At 37.7% G+C, this 20,627-nt stretch carries 18 protein-coding genes; 15 read left to right on the forward strand and 3 right to left on the reverse strand.

Translation table 11 applies throughout. The features are described 5' to 3' along the window. Nucleotides 1-1,125 (reverse strand): phosphonopyruvate decarboxylase, encoded by a 1,125-nt coding sequence (gene aepY / locus AC1VS3_RS05485; protein ID WP_008691255.1) that lies wholly within the window; start codon nucleotides 1,123-1,125, stop codon nucleotides 1-3. Continuing rightward, nucleotides 1,122-2,210 (reverse strand): 2-aminoethylphosphonate--pyruvate transaminase, encoded by a 1,089-nt coding sequence (locus AC1VS3_RS05490; RefSeq protein WP_008691256.1) that lies wholly within the window; start codon nucleotides 2,208-2,210, stop codon nucleotides 1,122-1,124. The genes aepY and AC1VS3_RS05490 overlap by 4 nt, the downstream gene beginning before the upstream one ends. 325 nt (nucleotides 2,211-2,535) lie before the next feature. Between AC1VS3_RS05490 and AC1VS3_RS05495 the strand changes: the two genes are divergently transcribed. The 4 genes from AC1VS3_RS05495 to AC1VS3_RS05510 all read left to right on the forward strand — a co-directional run bounded on the left by AC1VS3_RS05495 (nucleotide 2,536) and on the right by AC1VS3_RS05510 (nucleotide 8,056). Continuing rightward, nucleotides 2,536-3,153: a cytidylate kinase-like family protein gene (locus AC1VS3_RS05495; RefSeq protein WP_008691257.1), complete on the forward strand. Its 618-nt coding sequence runs from the start codon at nucleotides 2,536-2,538 to the stop codon at nucleotides 3,151-3,153. A 247-nt stretch (nucleotides 3,154-3,400) separates the two neighbouring features. Beyond that, complete coding sequence (locus AC1VS3_RS05500) at nucleotides 3,401-4,882, forward strand: S41 family peptidase (RefSeq protein WP_017144540.1); 1,482 nt, start codon at nucleotides 3,401-3,403, stop codon at nucleotides 4,880-4,882. Continuing rightward, complete coding sequence (gene uvrB / locus AC1VS3_RS05505) at nucleotides 4,872-6,854, forward strand: excinuclease ABC subunit UvrB (protein WP_008691259.1); 1,983 nt, start codon at nucleotides 4,872-4,874, stop codon at nucleotides 6,852-6,854. Before AC1VS3_RS05500 ends, uvrB begins: the two co-directional genes overlap by 11 nt. A 29-nt stretch (nucleotides 6,855-6,883) precedes the next feature. Then, the gene (locus tag AC1VS3_RS05510; protein ID WP_008691261.1) at nucleotides 6,884-8,056 is read left to right on the forward strand and encodes an AI-2E family transporter; all 1,173 of its coding nucleotides are present in this window, start codon (nucleotides 6,884-6,886) and stop codon (nucleotides 8,054-8,056) included. Between the two features lie 33 nt (nucleotides 8,057-8,089). Here AC1VS3_RS05510 and AC1VS3_RS05515 read toward each other — a convergent pair whose 3' ends face one another. After that, nucleotides 8,090-8,491 carry a hypothetical protein gene (locus tag AC1VS3_RS05515; RefSeq protein WP_008691264.1) on the reverse strand — a complete coding sequence of 134 codons (402 nt, stop codon included), beginning with the start codon at nucleotides 8,489-8,491 and terminating at the stop codon, nucleotides 8,090-8,092. A gap of 15 nt (nucleotides 8,492-8,506) precedes the next feature. On the opposite strand from AC1VS3_RS05515, the gene AC1VS3_RS05520 reads away from it, so the two are divergent. The 11 genes from AC1VS3_RS05520 to glgB all read left to right on the forward strand — a co-directional run bounded on the left by AC1VS3_RS05520 (nucleotide 8,507) and on the right by glgB (nucleotide 20,406). Beyond that, nucleotides 8,507-9,031: an Ig-like domain-containing protein gene (locus AC1VS3_RS05520; RefSeq protein WP_008691267.1), complete on the forward strand. Its 525-nt coding sequence runs from the start codon at nucleotides 8,507-8,509 to the stop codon at nucleotides 9,029-9,031. Between the two features lie 682 nt (nucleotides 9,032-9,713). Further along, nucleotides 9,714-11,159: a group II intron reverse transcriptase/maturase gene (gene ltrA, locus AC1VS3_RS05525; RefSeq protein WP_008686908.1), complete on the forward strand. Its 1,446-nt coding sequence runs from the start codon at nucleotides 9,714-9,716 to the stop codon at nucleotides 11,157-11,159. A gap of 273 nt (nucleotides 11,160-11,432) precedes the next feature. Further along, on the forward strand, nucleotides 11,433-12,188 hold the full coding sequence (yaaA, locus tag AC1VS3_RS05530) for a peroxide stress protein YaaA (protein ID WP_008691268.1): 756 nt from the start codon (nucleotides 11,433-11,435) through the stop codon (nucleotides 12,186-12,188). 85 nt (nucleotides 12,189-12,273) lie between these two features. Further along, a complete protein-coding gene (locus AC1VS3_RS05535; protein ID WP_008691269.1) occupies nucleotides 12,274-12,948 on the forward strand; it encodes a DUF969 domain-containing protein in 675 nt (224 codons plus the stop codon). A 1-nt stretch (nucleotide 12,949) separates the two neighbouring features. After that, nucleotides 12,950-13,879: a DUF979 domain-containing protein gene (locus AC1VS3_RS05540; protein ID WP_008691270.1), complete on the forward strand. Its 930-nt coding sequence runs from the start codon at nucleotides 12,950-12,952 to the stop codon at nucleotides 13,877-13,879. Between the two features lie 84 nt (nucleotides 13,880-13,963). After that, nucleotides 13,964-14,605 (forward strand): pyroglutamyl-peptidase I, encoded by a 642-nt coding sequence (gene pcp / locus AC1VS3_RS05545; protein WP_008691271.1) that lies wholly within the window; start codon nucleotides 13,964-13,966, stop codon nucleotides 14,603-14,605. After that, a complete protein-coding gene (locus AC1VS3_RS05550; RefSeq protein ID WP_008691272.1) occupies nucleotides 14,605-15,021 on the forward strand; it encodes a gamma-glutamylcyclotransferase family protein in 417 nt (138 codons plus the stop codon). The genes pcp and AC1VS3_RS05550 overlap by 1 nt, the downstream gene beginning before the upstream one ends. 269 nt (nucleotides 15,022-15,290) lie before the next feature. Then, nucleotides 15,291-15,734, forward strand: coding sequence for a 2-thiouracil desulfurase family protein (locus AC1VS3_RS05555; protein ID WP_008691273.1), 444 nt, complete (start codon nucleotides 15,291-15,293; stop codon nucleotides 15,732-15,734). A gap of 99 nt (nucleotides 15,735-15,833) precedes the next feature. Beyond that, nucleotides 15,834-16,100 (forward strand): phosphocarrier protein HPr, encoded by a 267-nt coding sequence (locus AC1VS3_RS05560; protein ID WP_008691274.1) that lies wholly within the window; start codon nucleotides 15,834-15,836, stop codon nucleotides 16,098-16,100. A gap of 187 nt (nucleotides 16,101-16,287) precedes the next feature. Beyond that, nucleotides 16,288-17,982 (forward strand): phospho-sugar mutase, encoded by a 1,695-nt coding sequence (locus AC1VS3_RS05565; protein ID WP_008691275.1) that lies wholly within the window; start codon nucleotides 16,288-16,290, stop codon nucleotides 17,980-17,982. Between the two features lie 564 nt (nucleotides 17,983-18,546). Next, complete coding sequence (gene glgB / locus AC1VS3_RS05570) at nucleotides 18,547-20,406, forward strand: 1,4-alpha-glucan branching protein GlgB (protein ID WP_008691277.1); 1,860 nt, start codon at nucleotides 18,547-18,549, stop codon at nucleotides 20,404-20,406. Nucleotides 20,407-20,627: the final 221 nt, after the last annotated feature.

Genomic DNA, 20,627 nt, shown 5'->3' on the forward strand with positions numbered 1-20,627 from the left:
TTAGTATTCTCCTTTCAAAACGCTCATAAATTGTTCTTTATTTTCTACAGCAGTTTCTTTCGGTCTTCCTAAGTCAGCACGAGAACCTACTGCAACACCGATTTCGATAAATACCGGTCCTTGATAGTTTCTTTGTAAAGTGCTATCCAATTCTTGTAAATCAGTAATATAGAGAACATGTTTATAGCCCATGGCCTTTGCGATTTCATAAAGGGGCGTCTTAGCACATTGTGTCGGCATGCCACCAACGGATTCATGAGCAAGATTATTAAAAACGATATGGATAAGGTTCTTACAAGGCTGTTGGGCAATATAGTTCATAGAGCCCATGTGCATCAGCGCAGCTCCATCGCCATCAAAACAAAAGACACGCTTATGCGGACACTTTAAGGCTATACCTTGTGCAATCATAGAGGCATGTCCCATAGAGCCTACGGTTAAGAACGCTTGTTTATGATGACCTAATATAGCATTGCTCTGTTCATAAACCTCTCGGGAAATCTTGCCGGTCGTACTGATGATGACATCTTCTGATTGCAGTGAAGAAATAACGTGTTGAATGGCTTCTTCTCTTCGTATATGGAAGCCATTTTGAAAGTGTAAGGTTTCTTCGCTTTCAAGAGCACCTTTTTCCACAACGATGGCAAATTGCTTCTTCGCTTGAAAACATGTCTGTGCTTTTTTTAGTATCTGTGAAAGGGAGAAGGCATCATCGTCTTTTTTCAACACGGCATAGGGAATTTCTAACAGCTCTAGCATAGGTAAGGTGATCGCTCCCTGAAATTTATGTTGTGGTTCATCTGTATATCCTGGCTGACCGCGATAGCCGATGATGAATAACATTGGAATCGCATATACCTTTTCATGCAGCAGACTGGTGATAGGATTTACAGCATTACCTAAGCCACTGTTTTGCATATAAACACAAGATATCTGACCGCTTGCCAAATAGATGCCGGCTGCCATAGCCAGTGCTGCACCTTCATTTACAGGCACATGATGCTGTGCAGGGCTCTTGTGCAAGTATAAATAATCACAAAAGCTTTTTAATGTGGAATCTGGAACACCAATATAATCGTGGATAGCAATTGCTTCTAAAGCATTTATCAAAGTTTCTGCTTTCATCTGTTTTCCTCCATATACATGCGTAAGACTTTTTTAAAGTGAAGAATATCTGCATCGCTGATTTCCCCTATATTACCAATCCTAAATGCATCTATACCAGGTAATTTCCCAGCATATAACAAGAAACCATGGGCTTTAAAAAAGTTGTAGAAATGCGTAAAATCAAAACCTTTCGGACACAAATATGTCGTTATGACACAAGATTGCACGTCAGGCTCTACTAAGGTATGGAAACCATACTTCGTCATACTGTCATGCAATTCTTTTTGGACATGCATATAGCGTTCATGACGTGCTGGAATGCCTCCGTTTGTTATCAGTGTTGTTAAGGCTTCTTGCAAAGCTAACATGACATGCGTTGGTGAGGTAAAGCGAAATGCGCCTTGGGTTTCTTCCATAGAGCGATATTGTTCGTACAAATCCAAGGACAGGCTAACAGCACAATGCTGACATGTATCCAAATGTGCTTTTCTGGCAAAGATGATAGCTACTCCCGGTACACCATGCAGACATTTATTCGCACTGGTTATCAGATAATCAATCCCTGCATCTGCAATAGCAATCGGTGCAGAACCAAAACTGCTCATGGCATCGACAATGCTGATTTTGTGATAGCTGCGGATACATTCTTGAATACGGTAAAGATCATTCATCACACCTGCCGTTGTTTCACAATGCACATAGGCAACATGGGTATAGCGAGGATCGGCTATCTGCTCTTTTACTTCATCGAGTGGTAAAGCTTTATCCATAGGATAATTTTTTAATGTAAATGGGATATGAGCAGTTTCACATATTTGTGCCATGCGGTTTCCATAAGCTCCATTCGCTAAAATCAGAACATGCTCATCTTGACGAATCGTGCTTGTTAAGACACTTTCTACTCCAAAGGTTCCAGAACCTTGCATGAAAATCAAAGCGTATTGCGCTGGATGCACTTGTCCCAATTTGCATAGTTGTTCACGCAAAGATTGGATTATCATACGATATTCATCATCTCTAGTGCCAAGATCTTGTAACATTGCTTGCTTTACAGCAGCGCTGGTTGTTAAAGGACCCGGTGTTAATAAGACAGTAGGCTTCATTTTTAGCATCTCCTTTTGATGAATCATATAAGATAATTATATGTTCAATATCGTTATGATAATACATAAATTGAACAAATACAAGGAAAATATCAATATAAATGTTTTTTCTATCTGAATTAATCGCTATAATATGAACAAATAACAACCTTTGTAACTAGCCGTTTGCTTCTTTTTGTATAGGATAGATACTATCCGGGAATACCTTAAGAAAGGCAGTGATAAAAAACTTGATGCAATGCTATTTACAAAAATGAAAACGGAAACATTGATGTTGTAAGCAGATGATAGTATAATGAAATTACAAGGTGAGGAGGTCGATTTTATGAAAAAGACCATTATTACAATCAGTAGAGAATTTGGAAGCGGCGGTAGAGAAATCGGCAAAAAGCTGGCTGAACAGCTGAATGTACCTTTCTATGACAAAGAACTTATCGAAATTGCTGCAAAGGAAAGCGGATTAGATAAGGAATTGTTTGAGGAAGAAGATTCTCGTACAAGCAAAGGTTTCCGTTTATTAGGTGCTCTTGGTTATTCCTTAGGAGGACCGTTATCAACAATTACTGAACTTTCCTTGAATGATCGTCTGTTTCTGGTACAATCACAGGTTATTGAGCAGGTGGCAAAGGAAGGCGCATGTGTTATTGTCGGACGCTGTGCAGATTATGTTTTAAAAGATTATGATACGGTATTAAATGTATTTATTCATGGTAATATGAAAGAGAAAAAAGAACGCGCTATTCATTCTTATGAAGTAGATGAACGCGATATTGAAAATTCTATTCATAAAATTGATAAGCGTCGTGCGAATTATTATGAGTATTATACCGATCGTAAATGGGGTCGTGCAGAAAATTATGATATTTCATTAAACTCCAGTACCTTTGGTATTGATGGTTGTGTGGAAATCATTAAAGAAGTTGCGGTCAATAAGAGTTTATAAAAAAGATGTGCATATGTTGAGCCTTCTAAAACAGAGGGCTCTTTTTGTATGAAAAAAATCCTTCAAATAGTGATAAGAATTCTGGGTATAAATCATAAATCGGTGGATATTTATTCATATTTACTACGTTTGTCATTACCTTTTTGATCATTCAGATGATTACGAAGGGAATGACTTATCATGAACGCTGAAATATGGTATGATAATACACGTAATAATTTTCAGTTATGCTGATGAGGTGATGATGATGTCTGAAAAAAAAGTAGTTCGTTATAAATTAGTGCGCCATAAATGGCCGGATGAGATAGAAGCAGAGAAGAAACAAAGGAAAAGACGCATTGGCATAATTGCTCTATGTGTTATTTTCTTCTTTTCTGGATATGGTCTTAACCGATTTTTAAGCCGTTCAGATGTCACCAATGATAAAACTTTTGCTAAATTGAGTGAAGTATATACCATCATGAAAAATAAATTTTATTTTGGGAAAGATAAAGAAGACTTCAATGAGCAACTGATCAATGGAGCTATCAAGGGTATGGTCGATGCCGGCGGTGATCAGCATACGATGTATCTGAATAATGAGCAAAGTGAAAGCTTTACAAGCTCTATGGAAGGCAGTGTTGTCGGCATTGGTGTTACAATGTATGCCTTAGATGATAATACGTTTATCATCTCTGATATTATTAAGGATTCACCGGCAGAAAAAGCAGGACTTCATGCAGGTGACCAGATTTATGCAGTAGATGGCAAAGTATTAAAAAACACTTCAACAGAAGAAGTGGCTAAAAAAGTTAAAGGGGAAAGTGGCACAAAAGTGAAGCTGGAAATCATTCGCAGTGGAAAACATATAGAAAAAACGATTACCCGTAAAAAAGTAAATGGAACTGTGTTCAGTGAAATCAAGGGAGATACAGCAAAAATTGAACTAACGACTTTTGCGGAAACAAGTGGTGATGAATTTGGTCGCCATTTAGAGGATATCAATAAAGCAAAAGTTAAGCATTTGATTATTGATTTACGTGATAACAGTGGAGGCTATTTAAAAGCGGCACTACAGATTGCCAGCTATTTAATGCAGGATGATCAGGTTATTTTTAAGGAAGATGATCATGATGGAAATATCACGGAATATAAGACATTGAATGGTTATGAGCATTATACCTTTGATAAATTATTGATACTGGTCAATGGTGGAACGGCAAGTGCATCAGAGGCTTTAACAGCGGCTTTAAAAGAACAGGCGCAAGCAATCGTTATCGGTGAAAAAACATATGGTAAGGGTACGGTACAGATTCCATTACCATTTAAGGATGGCAGTATGCTAAAATACACAACCGGTGAATGGATAACACCAAAAGGTAATAAGCTTAATAAAGTTGGAATTACTCCGGATATCAAAGTAGCACAGGAAGCGGCATATGTAACGGGCATGCCGCAATTAGATAAAGAAGAATTTGCTTTTGATACCGTAAATGAAGCGGCATCTCCTGTACAGATCTACTTAAAGTTTTTAGGATACGCAGTTGATCGTACGGATGCCTATTTCTCTTATACCTCTGCAAAAGCATTAACACAGTATCAAAAAGATCATGAATTGAAAGCGGATGGAAAGATTCGCGAAGAAGTCTGTAGATCACTGGTATCAGACTGCCTTAGAAAATGGCGGAGTGATCCATATAAATATGATTTACAATTAAAGAAAGCGATGGAAATAGCAAATGAAAAATGAGGAAAAGCTATTTGATTTAGTATCAGAATATCAGCCTCAAGGAGATCAACCTAAGGCAATCAAAGAGCTTGTAGAAGGCATAAAGGAAGGAAAGAAACAGCAGGTTTTGTTAGGGGCAACCGGAACGGGTAAGACCTTTACGATATCGAATGTCATTGCACAGGTCAATAAACCTACGCTAGTGTTTGCGCATAATAAGACGTTGGCTGGACAGCTATATTCAGAATTTAAAGAATTCTTTCCTAATAATCGTGTGGAATATTTCGTATCTAACTTTGATTATTATCAGCCTGAAGCCTATATACCAAGTTCTGATACCTATATTGATAAGAATGCCACAACCAATATGGAATTAGATATGCTCCGAATGGCAGCCGTCAATTCGATACTGGAACGAAGAGATACGATTATTATTGCGTCTGTAGCCTGTATCTATGGTGCCAGTAACCCAGAGCAATATCGGGATATGTTTTTCAGTATTCGCGTAGGGGATATCATAGATCGTAAGGAATTAATGGGGAAATTAGTAGCACGTCAGTATCAGCGCAATGATATGGATTTAATACGTGGTACCTTCCGTGTACGTGGTGATGTGATTGAGGTGGCACTTGGACATACCGATTCTTATATCTTGCGTATTGAGATGTTTGATGATGAAATTGAACGTATTTGTGAAGTAGATCCTTTGACTGGTAAGGTACAAAACGCTTATACGGTATATGTTGTGTATCCGGCAAGTGGCTATGCGACAAAGCAAGAAATTATCAATCGTGCCGCAGATACGATCGGTGCGGAATTAGAAGAACGCTTAAAAGAACTTGATAATGAAGGAAAGCTGCTAGAGAAACAGCGCTTGGAACAACGTACTCGTTATGATATGGAGGCATTGCGTGAATTTGGCGTATGCCCCGGTATAGAAAACTATTCTCGTCATATCGATGGACGAAAACCAGGGGAACGTCCTTATACCTTATTTGATTACTTCCCGGATGATTTTTTATTGGTCGTAGATGAAAGTCATGTATCTTTGCCACAGATTCGTGGGATGTATAATGGCGATCGGGCAAGAAAAGAAACTTTGGTGAATTATGGATTCCGTTTGCCAAGTGCATTGGATAATCGACCGCTGCGTTTTGAAGAATTTGAAAAAATGTACCATCAGGCAGTCTTTGTTTCCGCAACACCGGGAGATTATGAAATGGAGAAGACGCATGGTGAAGTCATTGAACAAATCATACGTCCTACAGGATTGTTAGATCCTAAGGTTGAAGTTCGTCCAACACAAGGACAAATTGACGATCTGGTGGATGAGATAAAAACACGGATCGCTCGTAATGAGCGTACCTTGATAACCACATTAACCGTGCGAATGGCAGAAGATTTATCCAGCTACTTGAAAGGGATGGACTTTAAGGTTGCCTGGCTGCATCATGAAGTAAAAACAATTGAGCGAACGGAAATCATCCGTGATTTGCGTCGTGGGAAATATGATGTATTGATTGGTATCAACTTGCTAAGAGAAGGTCTGGATATTCCGGAAGTTTCCTTAATAGCGATATTAGATGCGGATAAGGAAGGCTTCTTGCGTAGCGAACGCTCTTTGATTCAGATCATTGGACGTGCTGCCCGTAATGCGCATGGTGAAGTTATCATGTATGCCGATACGATTACCGGCAGTATGCAGAAAGCTTTGGATGAAACAGCCAGAAGACGTGAAATCCAGATTGCTTATAATAAGGAACATGGAATCACACCAAAAACAATCATCAAGCCGATTCATGAGGTTGTTCGCAGTAAAGAAACACAGGAAATGACGGCGAAATATATGAGCAAAAAAGCCAAAGTAACAAAGAAGGATAAAGAAAAACTCTTAGTAAATTTGGAAAAGGAAATGAAAGAAGCGGCAAAAGTGCTCGATTTCGAGCGAGCTGCGGAATTACGTGATATTTTGATTGAATTACGTAATTCATAATCACTTGCAAAGAAGAAGGAGATGGGGCAATGTTAAAAGATAAGGATAAGAAGTTAAATCGTTTGACGATGAAACACATTATATTCATCATCACCTATACCATTGCCTTGGTTTGGGTCATTTTACATATTGATCAGGTCATGGGTACTTTACAGATGATCATAAATTTATTAAAGCCATTTATTTATGGTATTATGATGGCATTTGTCTTTAATCTGCCAATGAAGTACTTTATGAAGAAACTGCCTGCATCCTTGGGTAAAGGTAAACGTGCAGTGGCAGCCTTGTTATCATTGATCATTATTATAGGTGTGATCACCTTTATCTTTTGGATTGTCATGCCGCAAGTAATTCACAGTGTTACCACACTGGCAAATGCATTGCCGGGGTATTTAGAAGAAGTGCAAAAGAATATTCAAACGGCGATTGAGAATAAACAGATACCGGAGGAAGTTTTAAAACAAATTGAAACCTATGCGATGGATATTCAAAAAATGGCGGTTAATATCGTAAAGAATGGGTTACCTCATCTTATTGATATGGCAAGTGGCTTTGCGAGCAGCATTGCGAATATCTTTATGGCTTTGGTGATTGCGGTCTATCTGACAATTTCCAAAAACCGCTTAATAACCCAAGCAAAAGAATTCTTATATGCCTTTACATCAAAGCGGGTAAACGAGTATTTACTAAAGGTTGCACATTTAACCAATGTAACCTTTGCTAATTTTGTTACCGGGCAATTAGTAGAAGCAATCATCATCGGTATCCTTTGTTATATCGGATGTCTGATTTTACAATTCCCATATGCGCCGATTCTTAGCGTAATCATTGGCTGTACAAATATTATCCCTATCTTTGGAGCAATCTTCGGTGTAGGTTTAAGTGCCTTGCTTGTTGCTTTTGTTGATCCGCTGCAAGGAATCTTCTTTATTTTGTTCGGTATTTGTCTACAGCAATTTGAGTCTAATCTCATCTATCCACGTGTTGTGGGGAATACAGTAGGCTTATCTGGCTTATGGGTGTTATTTGCAATCACGGTAGGCGGAGGTTTCTTTGGTTTTGCCGGTATGTTATTGGGCTTGCCGATTTTCTCCATCATCTATGCTTTATTGCGTGAAGAAATGCATCGGCGAAGCAGTTTGAAAAGACAAAGTGATGAAGGAGAAAAGTCAAAGCAACCTTTGCCAAAACAAGCATCATAAAAAATAAACAAGGCGGTAGGAAGTCATACATTCTTATCGCCTTGTTTTATGATCGGTGTTTGAGCTTTCAAGAAGCGTTTCATAGTGCTGTATGACTTCTTCATAAAAAGCATTCGTTTCTTCCACAGAATAAACCATTTCTGTGTCCCATAAATTCGCTAAAAAGTCATAAATACAATGATTTAAACTATTCTCCTTAAAGAAGAAGGTACTTTTATCCATATCTTCTCCGTAATAGAAAATAATATTCGTTGGAGAATAACAGCTGATAGAAAGGATGCTTTCAAAAGAAAAGTATTCTTCTTTTAATAGGAAGTCAGCTCTATTATCTTCTTGATTTTGTTTTAAGATCTTACGCAGGACATAAAGGCGTTCTGCTAATGTGGTTGGTTCATATAAAAAGGAAGGTATTTGAAAATCACGTCCATTTTCCATAAACAATAACACACCTTGCTTCGTAAAATAATTTACGGAATTTTAAAACGTCCTGCTGCAGCCAAGGTACAATTAAGTACAACGAAAAAGACGATGTATAAAGGACAGAAATCTTCCTTAAAAGCCAGCGTCTTACCTTCAAAAGCATCTCAGAATGTTACTTGGTCGAGTAGTAATAAAAAAATTGAAACGGTGGATAAATATGGTAAAGTCAGCGCAAAAGCCACAGGAAGTGTAACCATTACAGCGAAATCATTGAATGGGAAAAAAGCACAATGTATTGTAAAGGTTGTAAATGCTCCTTCAAAGGTGACTTTAAATTATAAGAACAAAACATTGAAAAAAGGATCTTCTTTCACCTTAAAAGCGACACTGGCACCGAAAGGAACCATTCAAACAGTTACCTGGTCAACATCTAATAAGAATGTTGTGACCGTCAGTGCAAAAGGAAAGGTTACAGCTAAGAAAAAAGGAACTGCCTATATTTATGCACGTAGTGTAAATGGCAAAAAAGTTTCCTGTAAGATTGTTGTAAAATAATGCTAATTGAACAGCATGAGAAAATCTGCTGTTCTTTTTGTGCGACAGGCAGTCGCTATATTTCAACCATGTACAGGCATGGTTGAAATTCTTTCTTATTAGGGATTGTATTTACGATACGGAGTATAAACGAAATAAATGAATCCTAAAAAGATAGGTGTTACGTAGGTGAAAGTCCTACTCTGTTGAGTTCCAATGCAAGACAGAAAGTCTAAACTAATGCGGTTTCGTGAGAAATTGTATGAAGGAGTTATGGGTAACCGAGAGGCCCACAGACGGATTGGCAGGCCGAAATGTAAAGTGAACTATATAGGCGGCGGGAATACTTGGCGACCATGCGAAAAAATGGGAAGTCTATGTACTAATCTTCTTCAATGAATTGGATGAGAAGATAGGAGTATTAACGTGATGATAGTTGGCATGTCAGTAAGGATATAGCGATAACCCTGTGAGGACTCCATACTCGCAAAGGGTCTTATGATATAAGCGTAATGCGAAATTCATAAGACGTATGGAGTAGTCAGACAAGCTTGTAGTAGCGGAGTAGGTCAAGAAACCAAAGCTTGACTGAATGTGAAGAGGCTTGACCTTATGCGACTTAACTAAATTTCACACAATGGCAATGGTCACGATACTGAGGTATAGACGAACCAGATGTGTGGGGAAGGAGGAAAAGAGTTTTATGAACGAACCACTAAAATTTAAGTGGCATTCTTTATATGGTCAAATGCTGAGAGACAGGAAACTGAGGGAGGCATGGAAACAGGTAAAGACTAATAAAGGAAGCGGAGGGATAGATGGGGAGACCATTGCGGAATTCGATAAAAAGTCGGAAGAAAGAATCCTTGAAATCCTAGAAAAACTTAAAACAAAAACGTATACACCAGCACCTGTAAGAAGAGTGTATATACCTAAGAAGAGTGGAGGTAAAAGACCACTTGGAATACCTGTGATAGAAGATAGAATCATACAACAGACCCTAGTGAATATACTAAGTCCAAAGTTTGAGAATGGAATCTTTCATAAATGTTCCTGTGGATACAGACCCAATTATGGTATGGAGAAAGTAATGCAGTTGATACTGTGGAATATAGAAAAAGGAAGAAATTATATCTATGACTGTGATATAAAAGGATTCTTTGATAATATCCCACATAAACAGTTAATGCGCGTATTGAATAAATATATCGCAGATGGTACAGTGCTGAACCTCATATGGAAATGGCTGAAGGCAGGATATATGGAAGAAGGAAAATATCTTGAAACAAATAGTGGCACACCACAGGGAGGAGTAATCTCTCCATTACTGGCAAACATCTATTTGAATGAACTGGACTGGGAACTGGCGAAAGCAGGAATCTACTTTGTAAGATATGCCGATGATTTTCTACTGTTTGCGGAAAGTGAAGAGAAAATCATAGAGGCAGGAGAACTGGCGCAAAAAGTAATCCAAGAATTAGGCTTGGAAATAGCCATGAACAAGACAAAGATAGTAGATTTTCATGATGACGATTTTACTTTCGTAGGATTTGATTTTCAACATTGGAGAAATAGAAAGAAAGATGGGAAACCATACTTTTTAGTAACACCAACGGAAAAGTCATTGAAAGATTTTAAAATGAAAATCAAAGAAAAGACAAAGAAAACATTGACGCTAAGTAAAGAAGAATGGGTCAAAAGAGTGAATTATGTAATCGTTGGTAAAGTAAACTATTATAAGACAGTGCAGAAAGCCATAAAACTGAATGAACAGGCAGGACAGGAAAGTCACTGTTATGTGAAAGGTTGTATTGGAAATCTTCATAAATTGGATGCATATATTAGGCAAAGATTAAGAGTATGCATGATACATAAACATCCAAACATACGCAAAGGATTTGCGAAAATAGGAGTCTGGAATATCGAATTCTTCTGTAAGATAGGATTGATACCCGCGGCATGGCATTATTACAAGGATATGTATCCAAGCTATACAATAGATGTGTATGTGAACAAACAACAGGAAAAGAACAAAGTCAGAAAAGAAAAATATATCAATAAATTAAAAGAACAGGGAATCAAATACTATACACAGGAGAGAATAAAGAAAATCGTAAATTCAGGAGTGAATCTACGATATAGTGGATAACATAAATAAGCATATTGGTAAGCCGTATGCCTTAGTAGGGCACGTACGGTTTGATAAGGGGCGGTAGTTTAATGACTATCGCCTACTTTCTTAATGCAACCAAACTTTTAGGAAGTTTCACCAGAAAATTACGGGGCAACTTTAGGGGAATGAAAAAACAAACAAGAAATTTCAGACCCCTAAAGATTTTGGATACCCCCTTTTTTTATGCCATCAGCATTCTGTCAAAATGGAGGATATCTGTTATAATACATACAGAAAGTGAGGGATTTTATGCTTTATATCATTTCACCGACAAAAACAATGAAAACAACGACCCATTACAAACCATCTGCCATGCCACAGCTGTGGGAAAAAGCAGAGTTGCTTTTAGCGAATATAAAGATGTTAACAGTAGAAGATATTATGCATTTCATGCATGTGAAAGAAGCATTGGCTATACAGACAAAACAACGCTTTGATCAATTGTCTTTTCATGAGAATGGCTATTGTGCAATAGAAGCTTATGATGGCTTACAATTTAAATATATGCAAATGGAAGATTTAGCGATGAGCGAGCTTTCCTATCTTCAGGAACATCTGCGTATCCTCAGCGCTTTTTATGGCATTGTCAGACCCTTTGACAGTATTCAACCTTATCGCTTAGAAATGCAATGTAAATTAAAGGTACAAGATTATAACGATCTATATGCATATTGGCAAGATACTTTGGCTAAAGTATTGCTAAAGGAAGTTCATACGCATAAAGAGAAGTATCTTTTGAATCTTTCAAGTAAAGAATATGAGAAAGCAATACGTCCCTATATTCCAAAAGAACAATGGATTGATGTTATTTTCCAAGTAGAAAAAAAGGGAAAACGTAAAGTTGAGGCAACACAGGCCAAGATGGCAAGAGGACGCATGGTTCACTTTTTGGCACAGCGACAAGTAGAAACTTTGGCAGAAGTTTATCAGTTTCAAGAAGATGGTTATCAGCTAGATAAGGAACGAACTGGAAATCAGCAGATCGTATTTTATAAAAAAGGATAAAATGATAAGATTTTAAGGTAATCCTGTTTGCATAGAGATTGATTCCTTGATAAAATTTAAACCGTTCTAGAAAGGAGTCAAAAGAATGGATTATATAAAACTTATCGGTATCGTTATCATCGTCGCTGGCTTTGTCATGAAATTTGATGTTTTAGCGACCGTGTTGATTGCCGGTTTTGTAACTGGCTTGGTATCCGGATTAAGCTTTATGGAAATATTACGCATTATGGGAGAATCCTTTGTGAATAATCGCTTGATGTCGATTTTTTTGGTGATTTTTCCTGTTATTGCGATTATCGAGCGATATGGACTTAAGGAACGCTCTGCTTATTTGATAGGGAAGATTAAAAATGCATCTGCCGCCAAGGTATTGGCTTTGTATATGATCATACGCAGTATTGCCAGTGCCGCAAATATACGAATCGGCGGACATGTAGAATTTGTACGTCCTTTGATTTTGCCGATGTCAGAGGCGGCAGCAGAGAAGGCTAAGGGGGAACCCTTAAATGAAAAGCAAAGAGATACATTAAAAGGAATGACAGCCTCCATTGAAAACTATGGGAACTTTTTTGCGCAAAATCTGTTTCCTGCCGCAAGTGGTGTCTTATTGATACAGGGAGCGTTAGCAGAAGCCGGCTATGGAGAAGTTACGATCAGTTCTGTAGCAGCAGCTTCCATACCGGTGGCCATAATTGTCCTGTGCTTAAGCTTTGTGCAGGTTTGGCTAAAGGATAAGAAATTGCGAAGGAGGGAAGAATAAAATGGCGGCATTCTTAGATTATGCAGCGGAATTTATCTTTATCCTTTGTGGATTTATCAGTTTTAATGCAGCCTATCGGGCTTTGGAAAATGAACATGCCAAAGTGGGGACGACATTGTTTTGGAGCATCCTTGGGGTGATCTTTATGTTTGGTAAGGTGTTACCCTATGAAGTGTGCGGCATCTTGTTATTAGTGATGGGCGGTTTGACCATGACCCATCAAGTACAAGTTGGTACATTTGCGCCAGTAGATCAAAAAGCACGTCAACAATACAGTGAAAAAATTGGTAATAAGATATTTATACCGGCGGTGTTGGTAGCGGTTGTGGCGTTGATATTGTCAAGAGTGAAACTTGGTGAATTAGCGTTACCCGGTGCGGTAATGGTTGGAACAGGATGCATCCTTGCTTTATTTACCGCTATGTTTATTTGTCGTCCAAACTTTCAGGATACACGCCATGATACGGCTAGATTGCTGATGCAGGTGGGAAGTGCCTCCTTGTTGCCACAGTTGTTAGGAGCATTGGGGCAGGTATTTACCAAAGCCGGTGTTGGCGATGTCATATCAACAATGATGGCTGGTATCTTACCAGAAGGCAGTATCTTCTTTGGTGTGGTTGTCTATTGCCTTGCGATGGTCATTTTTACGATGATCATGGGAAATGCTTTTGCGGCTTTTTCAGTTATAACGGTAGGGATAGGTATTCCATTTGTGATTGCTCAAGGCGGTGATGCCAGTGTTGTTGGAGCTTTAGGTATGACGTGTGGATATTGTGGAACATTATTAACACCGATGGCGGCAAATTTTAACATTGTACCGACCGCCGTATTAGAAACAAAGGATAAATGGACCATCATCAAAGCACAGGCACCAATGGCTTTGTTGTTGATTCTCATTCATATCATCTTGATGCTGACCTTAGCTTTTTAAAAAAGTTTAAAAAGCTTTGATTGGCACAGAATAAAGCGTATGGAAAGGAGCACATACAGCACATAAAAGCTGTATCATAAGATTATGAAAATATTAGTAACAGGTTTTGATCCGTTTGGAAAGGAAAGTATCAATCCGGCAATCGAGGCAGTGAAACGTTTAGATGATGAAATTGCGAATGCACAGATCATAAAATTAGAAATACCAACAATTGCCCACACATCTCTTGCCGTCATCAAACAGGCGATTGAAGACCATGAACCGGACATGGTGCTATCCATTGGTCAGGCAGGAGGCAGAAGTGATATCACGGTAGAGCGCATTGGTATCAATATTGATGATTATCGCATTGCAGATAATGGTCATCAGCAGCCTATCGATGAAAAAATCTTTGCGGATGGTCCGGATGCTTATTTTGTTAATCTGCCGATTAAGGCGATGGTCAAAAGCATACGCTCTGCAGGTATACCAGCCTCTATATCTAATTCAGCAGGGACCTTTGTGTGCAATCATGTTACCTATGGCGTTCGCTATTTATTAGAAAAACGTGGAAAAGGACAAAAAAGTGGGTTTATTCATATTCCATATCTCCCAAGTCAGGTTGTTGATAAACCAAATCAGCCAAGTATGGCATTGGATGTCATTGTAAAAGGTATTCAAGCGGCGATAACGGCAATGGTTGAGCAAGCAATTGATGTTAAAGAAAGTGAAGGCACGATTTGTTAATGAAACAGATATTTGTATATGGTTCTTTACGTAAGGGAATGTATAACTATGAACGCTATCTGAAAGGGAAAAGCCACTTTGTTGGATATGGATATGTAAAAGGCTGCCTCTACGCATTAAAAGATGCGGCGTATCCGGCATTGCTAGATGGTGATCAGGATGTCTTTGGTGAAATTTATGAGATTGATGAACAGGTTGCATCAGCGATTGATGAGCTGGAGGGCTGTCATAAAGATACGTTAGGGGAGTACTACAAAGCACGAAAGATAATACGTACAACACAAGGCGCACTTTTAGAATTGGAAGTCTATTGCTTTTCCTTGGATTATGAAAAGAATGCGGAGCGTTTAAAAGCGGTAATTCCGCATGGAGATTTTGTGAAATATGTTAAGGAAGAAAAGAAAGAGGCAATATAAAAGATAGAAGCAAATAGCAAGCAGATTGACACATGAAGGATCTAGGGACGTATTTGATATTGGTCTATGTGAAAGATATAGGAAATCTCTATATCGGCTGATGAGAAAGATAGCTTATTAAATAAAATAATAAGCTATATGATTTTTATAAAAGGATAACCGATCAAAGCACTTACTCAGAGGATTTGTTGAAATTGTTGCGTTCTTTGAAAGTATGGTATAATGATGCTACATGAGTGATCAAATCGAAAGGGAAAGGGGCAAAATGAATGAACTATGCGGTGAGTGCATGTCTTATGGGCGTGAATTGTAAATACAATGGCGGTAACAATGAAAATGCCAAAATTATAGCATTTTTAAAGGATCGTCCTCATCTTACAGTATGCCCTGAAATAGCCGGTGGTTTACCGGTTCCGCGGGCATGTTGTGAGATCGTTAACGGACGTATCTTGAATACAGATAAGGAAGATGTGACAGACGCTTTTATAAGAGGCGCTGAAAAGGAAGTACAGCGGTTGCTTGATGAAAAAGTAGATTTGGTAATCTTACAGCCAAGAAGCCCAAGCTGTGGAAAAGGGCGTATTTATGACGGTACTTTTCAAGGGAAATTAAAAGATGGTGATGGTGTTTTTGTACAGCTCTGTAAAAAGCAGGGAATTGAAGTGTGGAATTGTGACGAATTTCTTGAAAAACGAATCGGCTTTTTAAAATAATGGCGATTTCCTTTGTTTTCGTTAAAAAAAAGATTGTAAGTGGTATCAAAATGGTTTAAAATAGAGTATGTAAATAAGTTAATTTAGGAGGAATATAAAATGAAACAAATTACTGTATCTGTAATCGACCCAGTTGGTTTGCATGCACGTCCAGCTACTGTTGCTGTAAACGCTGCAAGCAAATTCAAATGTGAAGTTAACGTGTCTTTCAAAGGCCGTGAAGTAAACATGAAATCCATCATGGGTGTTATGTCACTGGGAATCCCAACACAGTCTGAAATCACAATCACTTGTAATGGTGATGATGAAGATTCTGCAATCGCTGCTATCGAAGAAGTATTGCGCGCACAGAAAATCATCGGTTAATGAAATTATGATGAAAAAGATGACAAAGGTCATCTTTTTTTTCAACTCTTTTATAAGGTAATAAAAAAGAAACATAATGCATCACAGAAATCTGTGGTAATCGCTTACATTTCGATAAAGTTTGATATAAAATGTAAATGAAGTATGCTATAATAGAAACAGCAATACAGAAAGGAAGAATGAGAAAATGTACAAAGATATTTATGAAAGATGGTTACATCATCCTAACCTAGATCCTTCTTATAAAGAAGTGCTTGAAAACATGGATGAAGAGACGATGAATGATGCTTTTTATACAACGATAGAGTTTGGAACAGCAGGAATGAGAGGCTTGTTGGGTCCTGGAACAAATCGTATTAACATTCATACGATTCGTAAAGCAAATGTGGGATTTGCTGAATATATCTGCGCACATGGCGAAGAAGCTATGAAACGCGGCATTGCGATTGGTTATGACAACCGTCATATGTCAAAAGAATTTGCTATGGATTCTGCAAGATTGTTGGCTACGTATAACATCCGTTCTTATGTGTTTGAATCCTTGCGCCCGACTCCTGAATTAAGCTTTGCAGTCAGACATTTTCAATGTTTCGGCGGTATCATGGTAACGGCTAGTCATAATCCGAAAGAATATAATGGTTATAAATTGTATGATGAAAAAGGCTGTCAGCTAGTACCGGCACTTGCTGCACAAGTTATTGATCGTGTGAATGCGGTTGCGGATGAATTGGCAATTGAGGCAAATCCAACTGCTGAACAGGAGAAACTGATTACGGTCATCGGAAAAGATGTTGATGAAGAATATTATGCTAATGTATTAAGTATCCAGTTGAATCCGGATATTCCAAAAGATGATGTGAAAATTATCTTTACCCCAGAGCATGGAACAGCCAATATTCCAGTGAAAGAGGTATATACACGTGCGGGATATCATTTTGTGGCTGTGGAAGAACAATGTACGCCAGATCCTGATTTCTCGAATACACCAACACCAAATCCTGAAGAAGCAGGTTCTTATGAAATGGCATTAGAATATGCAAAACGTGAAGATGCCGATATTATTTTGGTATGTGATCCTGATGCAGACCGTATGGGTGTCGGTGTTAAACATAATGGAGACTATAAACTATTAACAGGGAATCAAAGTGGTGCCGTTTTAATTGAGTACATCTTCTCACAATTGACAGCAAAAGGGGAAATGCCAAACAATCCTGTCATGTTTAATACCGTTGTAACCAGTGATCTTGGAGAAAAGATTGCGACAAAGTATGGTGTTGCAACAGAAAAGACATTAACCGGCTTCAAATTTATTGGTGAAAAGGTTGCGAAATATGAAAAGACAAATGAAAAGCAGTATGTATTTGGTTATGAAGAAAGTTATGGCTCTTTGATTAAACCATTCGTACGCGATAAAGATGCTCCACAGGCTTGTTTGATGCTAGCTGAAGCTGCTTGCTACTATAAAGCAAAAGGTAAGACATTAGTGGATGTATTATATGATTTGTATGCTGAATTGGGCTATTATGAAGAAAGCCAAACTTCTTTGAAATTAGAAGGACAGGCTGGAGCTGAACGCATTCAGGAAATTTTAGCTACTTTGCGTAAGAGTGAAGTAAAAGAAATCAATGCAACAAAGGTAACGCGTTTTGAGGATTACAAGGAATGTCGTATCTTAGAAAATGGTGTAGAGAGTGAATTATGTGGCTTTACGAAATCAGACGTCTTGAAATACTATTTAGAAGATGGCAGCTGGATAGCAATACGTCCAAGCGGTACAGAACCAAAATGTAAGTTCTATTATTGTATCAAAGGCACTTCCTTACAGGACGCACATGAAAAAACATTAGCTTATCAAGATGCTATGAAGAAACTGATTGGTTAATAGAACATAGCAAAGTACATTTTAATGCCCGATTCGGGAAAAAATAAGGAAGTCTTAAGACTATTGAAAAATAGTAAAGACTTCCTGTTTTAATTAGCAAAGGAGTATGAAGATTTTACTATCTGCCATGAAAAGGCAAAGTTTATGCGAGATGTCAGTGCCTAATTGTCAAGGTAACCAAAATGATCAATTGAAAGACAAAGTTTATTGAAAGATGACTTATGCACACAGTTTAACAATCTGCAATAGTTTTTTCTTAATGAAAAAGGTACTATAGGCAAAAGATAATACAAGTAAAGGGATTAAGATGATCATAAAAACGCCTCCTTTTGTTAGCTTAGGATAACTCTATATATACAATAACTTATATGGGATTAGAAGTCAACATAGATGCATAAAACTTTGATTATCAAAGGCTAAACGACAATTTTCATGATTTGTATAAAAAAACAGCAAAAAACCTTGAAACCCATTACAAATTCTTTAAAATAACAAAATTCTTGTAGGTTTTACAGGCAAAATAGAGTAAAATAAAGATATGATATAGAAACTGGAGGAGTTCTCATGAAAAATAAAATTTTAGATAATTATTATAAAGGAAATGCCATCAATGCATATGAGTTTTTTGGTGCGCATATCTGTGAAGAACGTGGGAAAAAGGGTGTTCGTTTTACGACATTTGCGCCGCATGCACAGGAAATACAGGTCATTGGAAGCTTTGATGATTGGAGCTGTAAAGGACACAAGATGCGTCGCAGTGATGATAAAGGAGTATGGACATTATTTATTGCTGGTGCTAAAGAAGGAGATATGTATAAATACCGTATCACACAGGCAACTGGCAGAGTTGTCGATAAAATGGATCCATATGCATTTTATTCAGAGTTGCGTCCGAACACAGCATCCATTGTGACAAATCTGGAATATAAAAAATGGAGCGATGGCAAATGGCTCGCAGAAAGAGATAAGAACTTTGCAAAACCAATGAATATCTATGAGTTGCATATAGGCTCATGGAAAAAGGAAGAAGATGTGGAGTGGGTAAATTATCGCAGCATAGCAAAAGAATTAATCGCTTATGTAAAAGAAAATCATTTTACTCATATTGAATTGATGCCTTTGAATGAATATCCATTCGATGGTTCTTGGGGTTATCAATGCAGCGGTTATTTCAGTGCAACGAGCCGTTATGGTACATGTGAGGATCTGATGTATCTGATTAACGCATGTCATAAAGCAAAAATTGGTGTCATTATGGACTTTGTGCCAGTACACTTTGTACGAGATGATTTCTCTTTGTCTTATTTTGATGGAACGCCTCTATATGAATATGAGAAAGCATGTGATGCAGACTCACAATGGGGAACCGCTAATTTTAATCTATGGAAAGAAGAAGTACGCTCATTCTTAATGTCAGCGGCAGCTTTCTGGATTGATAAATATCATGTCGATGGTCTTCGTATGGATGCAATCAGCAATGTCATTCACTGGCATGGCAATAAAGACTTAGGAACAAACGAAGGAGCATTGCACTTTATTAAACGAATGAATTTTAATTTACATGAAGCATTCCCTGGAATCATGCTGATAGCAGAGGATTCCAGTGATTTCCCTAAGGTTACACATCCGACGGTTGAAGGTGGTTTGGGCTTTGACTATAAATGGGATTTAGGCTGGATGAATGACACCTTGAAATATTTAGAAAAAGATCCTATTTACCGTAAATGGCATCATAATAATATTACTTTCTCAATGGCCTATTTCTATTCTGAAAGATTCTTGATGGAATTTTCTCATGATGAAGTAGTACATGGCAAGAAGACAATTGTTGATAAAATCTTTGGAACCTATGAACAAAAATTTGCGCAATTAAGAACGTTATATTTGTATATGTTTACACATCCTGGTAAAAAGCTAAACTTCATGGGAAATGAATTGGCTCATTTCCGTGAATGGGATGAAGAAAAACAGTGCGATTGGGATCTATTAAAATATCCGATGCACGACGCTTTCCATAAATACTTTGCGAAACTAGGTGAAGTATACTGTAAATCGGCTACGCTGTATGAAAAAGAATATGACTGGGAATCTTTTGAATGGATCGATGCGGATAATGCGGATGAAAATCTCTTTAGTTATATGCGAAAAGGGGAAACTAAGAATTATATCGTTCTTCTGAATTTTTCACCTAATGTATATAAGGCTCATACCTTCGGGGTTTCTGAAAGTGGAACCTATCAGGAAATTCTGAATACGGATATGGATATATATGGAGGAGAAACTACAACATTGCAGAAATATAAAACGATAAAAGAAGAATGCAATAAACGTCCTTATACCATTACAGTAGATGTGCCAAGTTTTGGCGGTGTCTTATTAGAATATAAGAGAAAAAAACCAACTGCGAAAAAACAAGTGAAATAAAGTAAGAAAGGTTCAATGCCATGATGGTATTGAACCTTTGCTATATATGGGACAAACGTTATACATTTCATAAAGAGTATCGTTTTTTAATACCTACTATCGCTTTTGGAAAAGAAGTTTAAAAAAATAAACACTTCTTCTTGCATTTCATTTCCATTCGTATTAAAATACAAGAGCGCCACATTTTGTGGTGTTTTAGAATGCGTGGGAGAAGGAGCAGC

It is taken from the genome of Longicatena sp., assembly GCF_982403165.1.

What these genes read in the sequence shown, in the direction of transcription:
- glgB (WP_008691277.1), top strand. Translation starts at nt 18,547, where the DNA reads ATGAAAAATAAAATTTTAGATAATTATTATAAAGGAAATGCCATCAAT.
- AC1VS3_RS05490 (WP_008691256.1), bottom strand. Translation starts at nt 2,210, where the DNA reads ATGAAGCCTACTGTCTTATTAACACCGGGTCCTTTAACAACCAGCGCT.
- pcp (WP_008691271.1), top strand. Translation starts at nt 13,964, where the DNA reads ATGAAAATATTAGTAACAGGTTTTGATCCGTTTGGAAAGGAAAGTATC.
- AC1VS3_RS05555 (WP_008691273.1), top strand. Translation starts at nt 15,291, where the DNA reads ATGAACTATGCGGTGAGTGCATGTCTTATGGGCGTGAATTGTAAATAC.
- AC1VS3_RS05495 (WP_008691257.1), top strand. Translation starts at nt 2,536, where the DNA reads ATGAAAAAGACCATTATTACAATCAGTAGAGAATTTGGAAGCGGCGGT.
- aepY (WP_008691255.1), bottom strand. Translation starts at nt 1,125, where the DNA reads ATGAAAGCAGAAACTTTGATAAATGCTTTAGAAGCAATTGCTATCCAC.
- AC1VS3_RS05535 (WP_008691269.1), top strand. Translation starts at nt 12,274, where the DNA reads ATGGATTATATAAAACTTATCGGTATCGTTATCATCGTCGCTGGCTTT.
- ltrA (WP_008686908.1), top strand. Translation starts at nt 9,714, where the DNA reads ATGAACGAACCACTAAAATTTAAGTGGCATTCTTTATATGGTCAAATG.
- AC1VS3_RS05510 (WP_008691261.1), top strand. Translation starts at nt 6,884, where the DNA reads ATGTTAAAAGATAAGGATAAGAAGTTAAATCGTTTGACGATGAAACAC.
- AC1VS3_RS05565 (WP_008691275.1), top strand. Translation starts at nt 16,288, where the DNA reads ATGTACAAAGATATTTATGAAAGATGGTTACATCATCCTAACCTAGAT.
- AC1VS3_RS05550 (WP_008691272.1), top strand. Translation starts at nt 14,605, where the DNA reads ATGAAACAGATATTTGTATATGGTTCTTTACGTAAGGGAATGTATAAC.
- AC1VS3_RS05515 (WP_008691264.1), bottom strand. Translation starts at nt 8,491, where the DNA reads ATGGAAAATGGACGTGATTTTCAAATACCTTCCTTTTTATATGAACCA.
- AC1VS3_RS05500 (WP_017144540.1), top strand. Translation starts at nt 3,401, where the DNA reads ATGTCTGAAAAAAAAGTAGTTCGTTATAAATTAGTGCGCCATAAATGG.
- yaaA (WP_008691268.1), top strand. Translation starts at nt 11,433, where the DNA reads ATGCTTTATATCATTTCACCGACAAAAACAATGAAAACAACGACCCAT.
- AC1VS3_RS05560 (WP_008691274.1), top strand. Translation starts at nt 15,834, where the DNA reads ATGAAACAAATTACTGTATCTGTAATCGACCCAGTTGGTTTGCATGCA.
- AC1VS3_RS05540 (WP_008691270.1), top strand. Translation starts at nt 12,950, where the DNA reads ATGGCGGCATTCTTAGATTATGCAGCGGAATTTATCTTTATCCTTTGT.
- uvrB (WP_008691259.1), top strand. Translation starts at nt 4,872, where the DNA reads ATGAAAAATGAGGAAAAGCTATTTGATTTAGTATCAGAATATCAGCCT.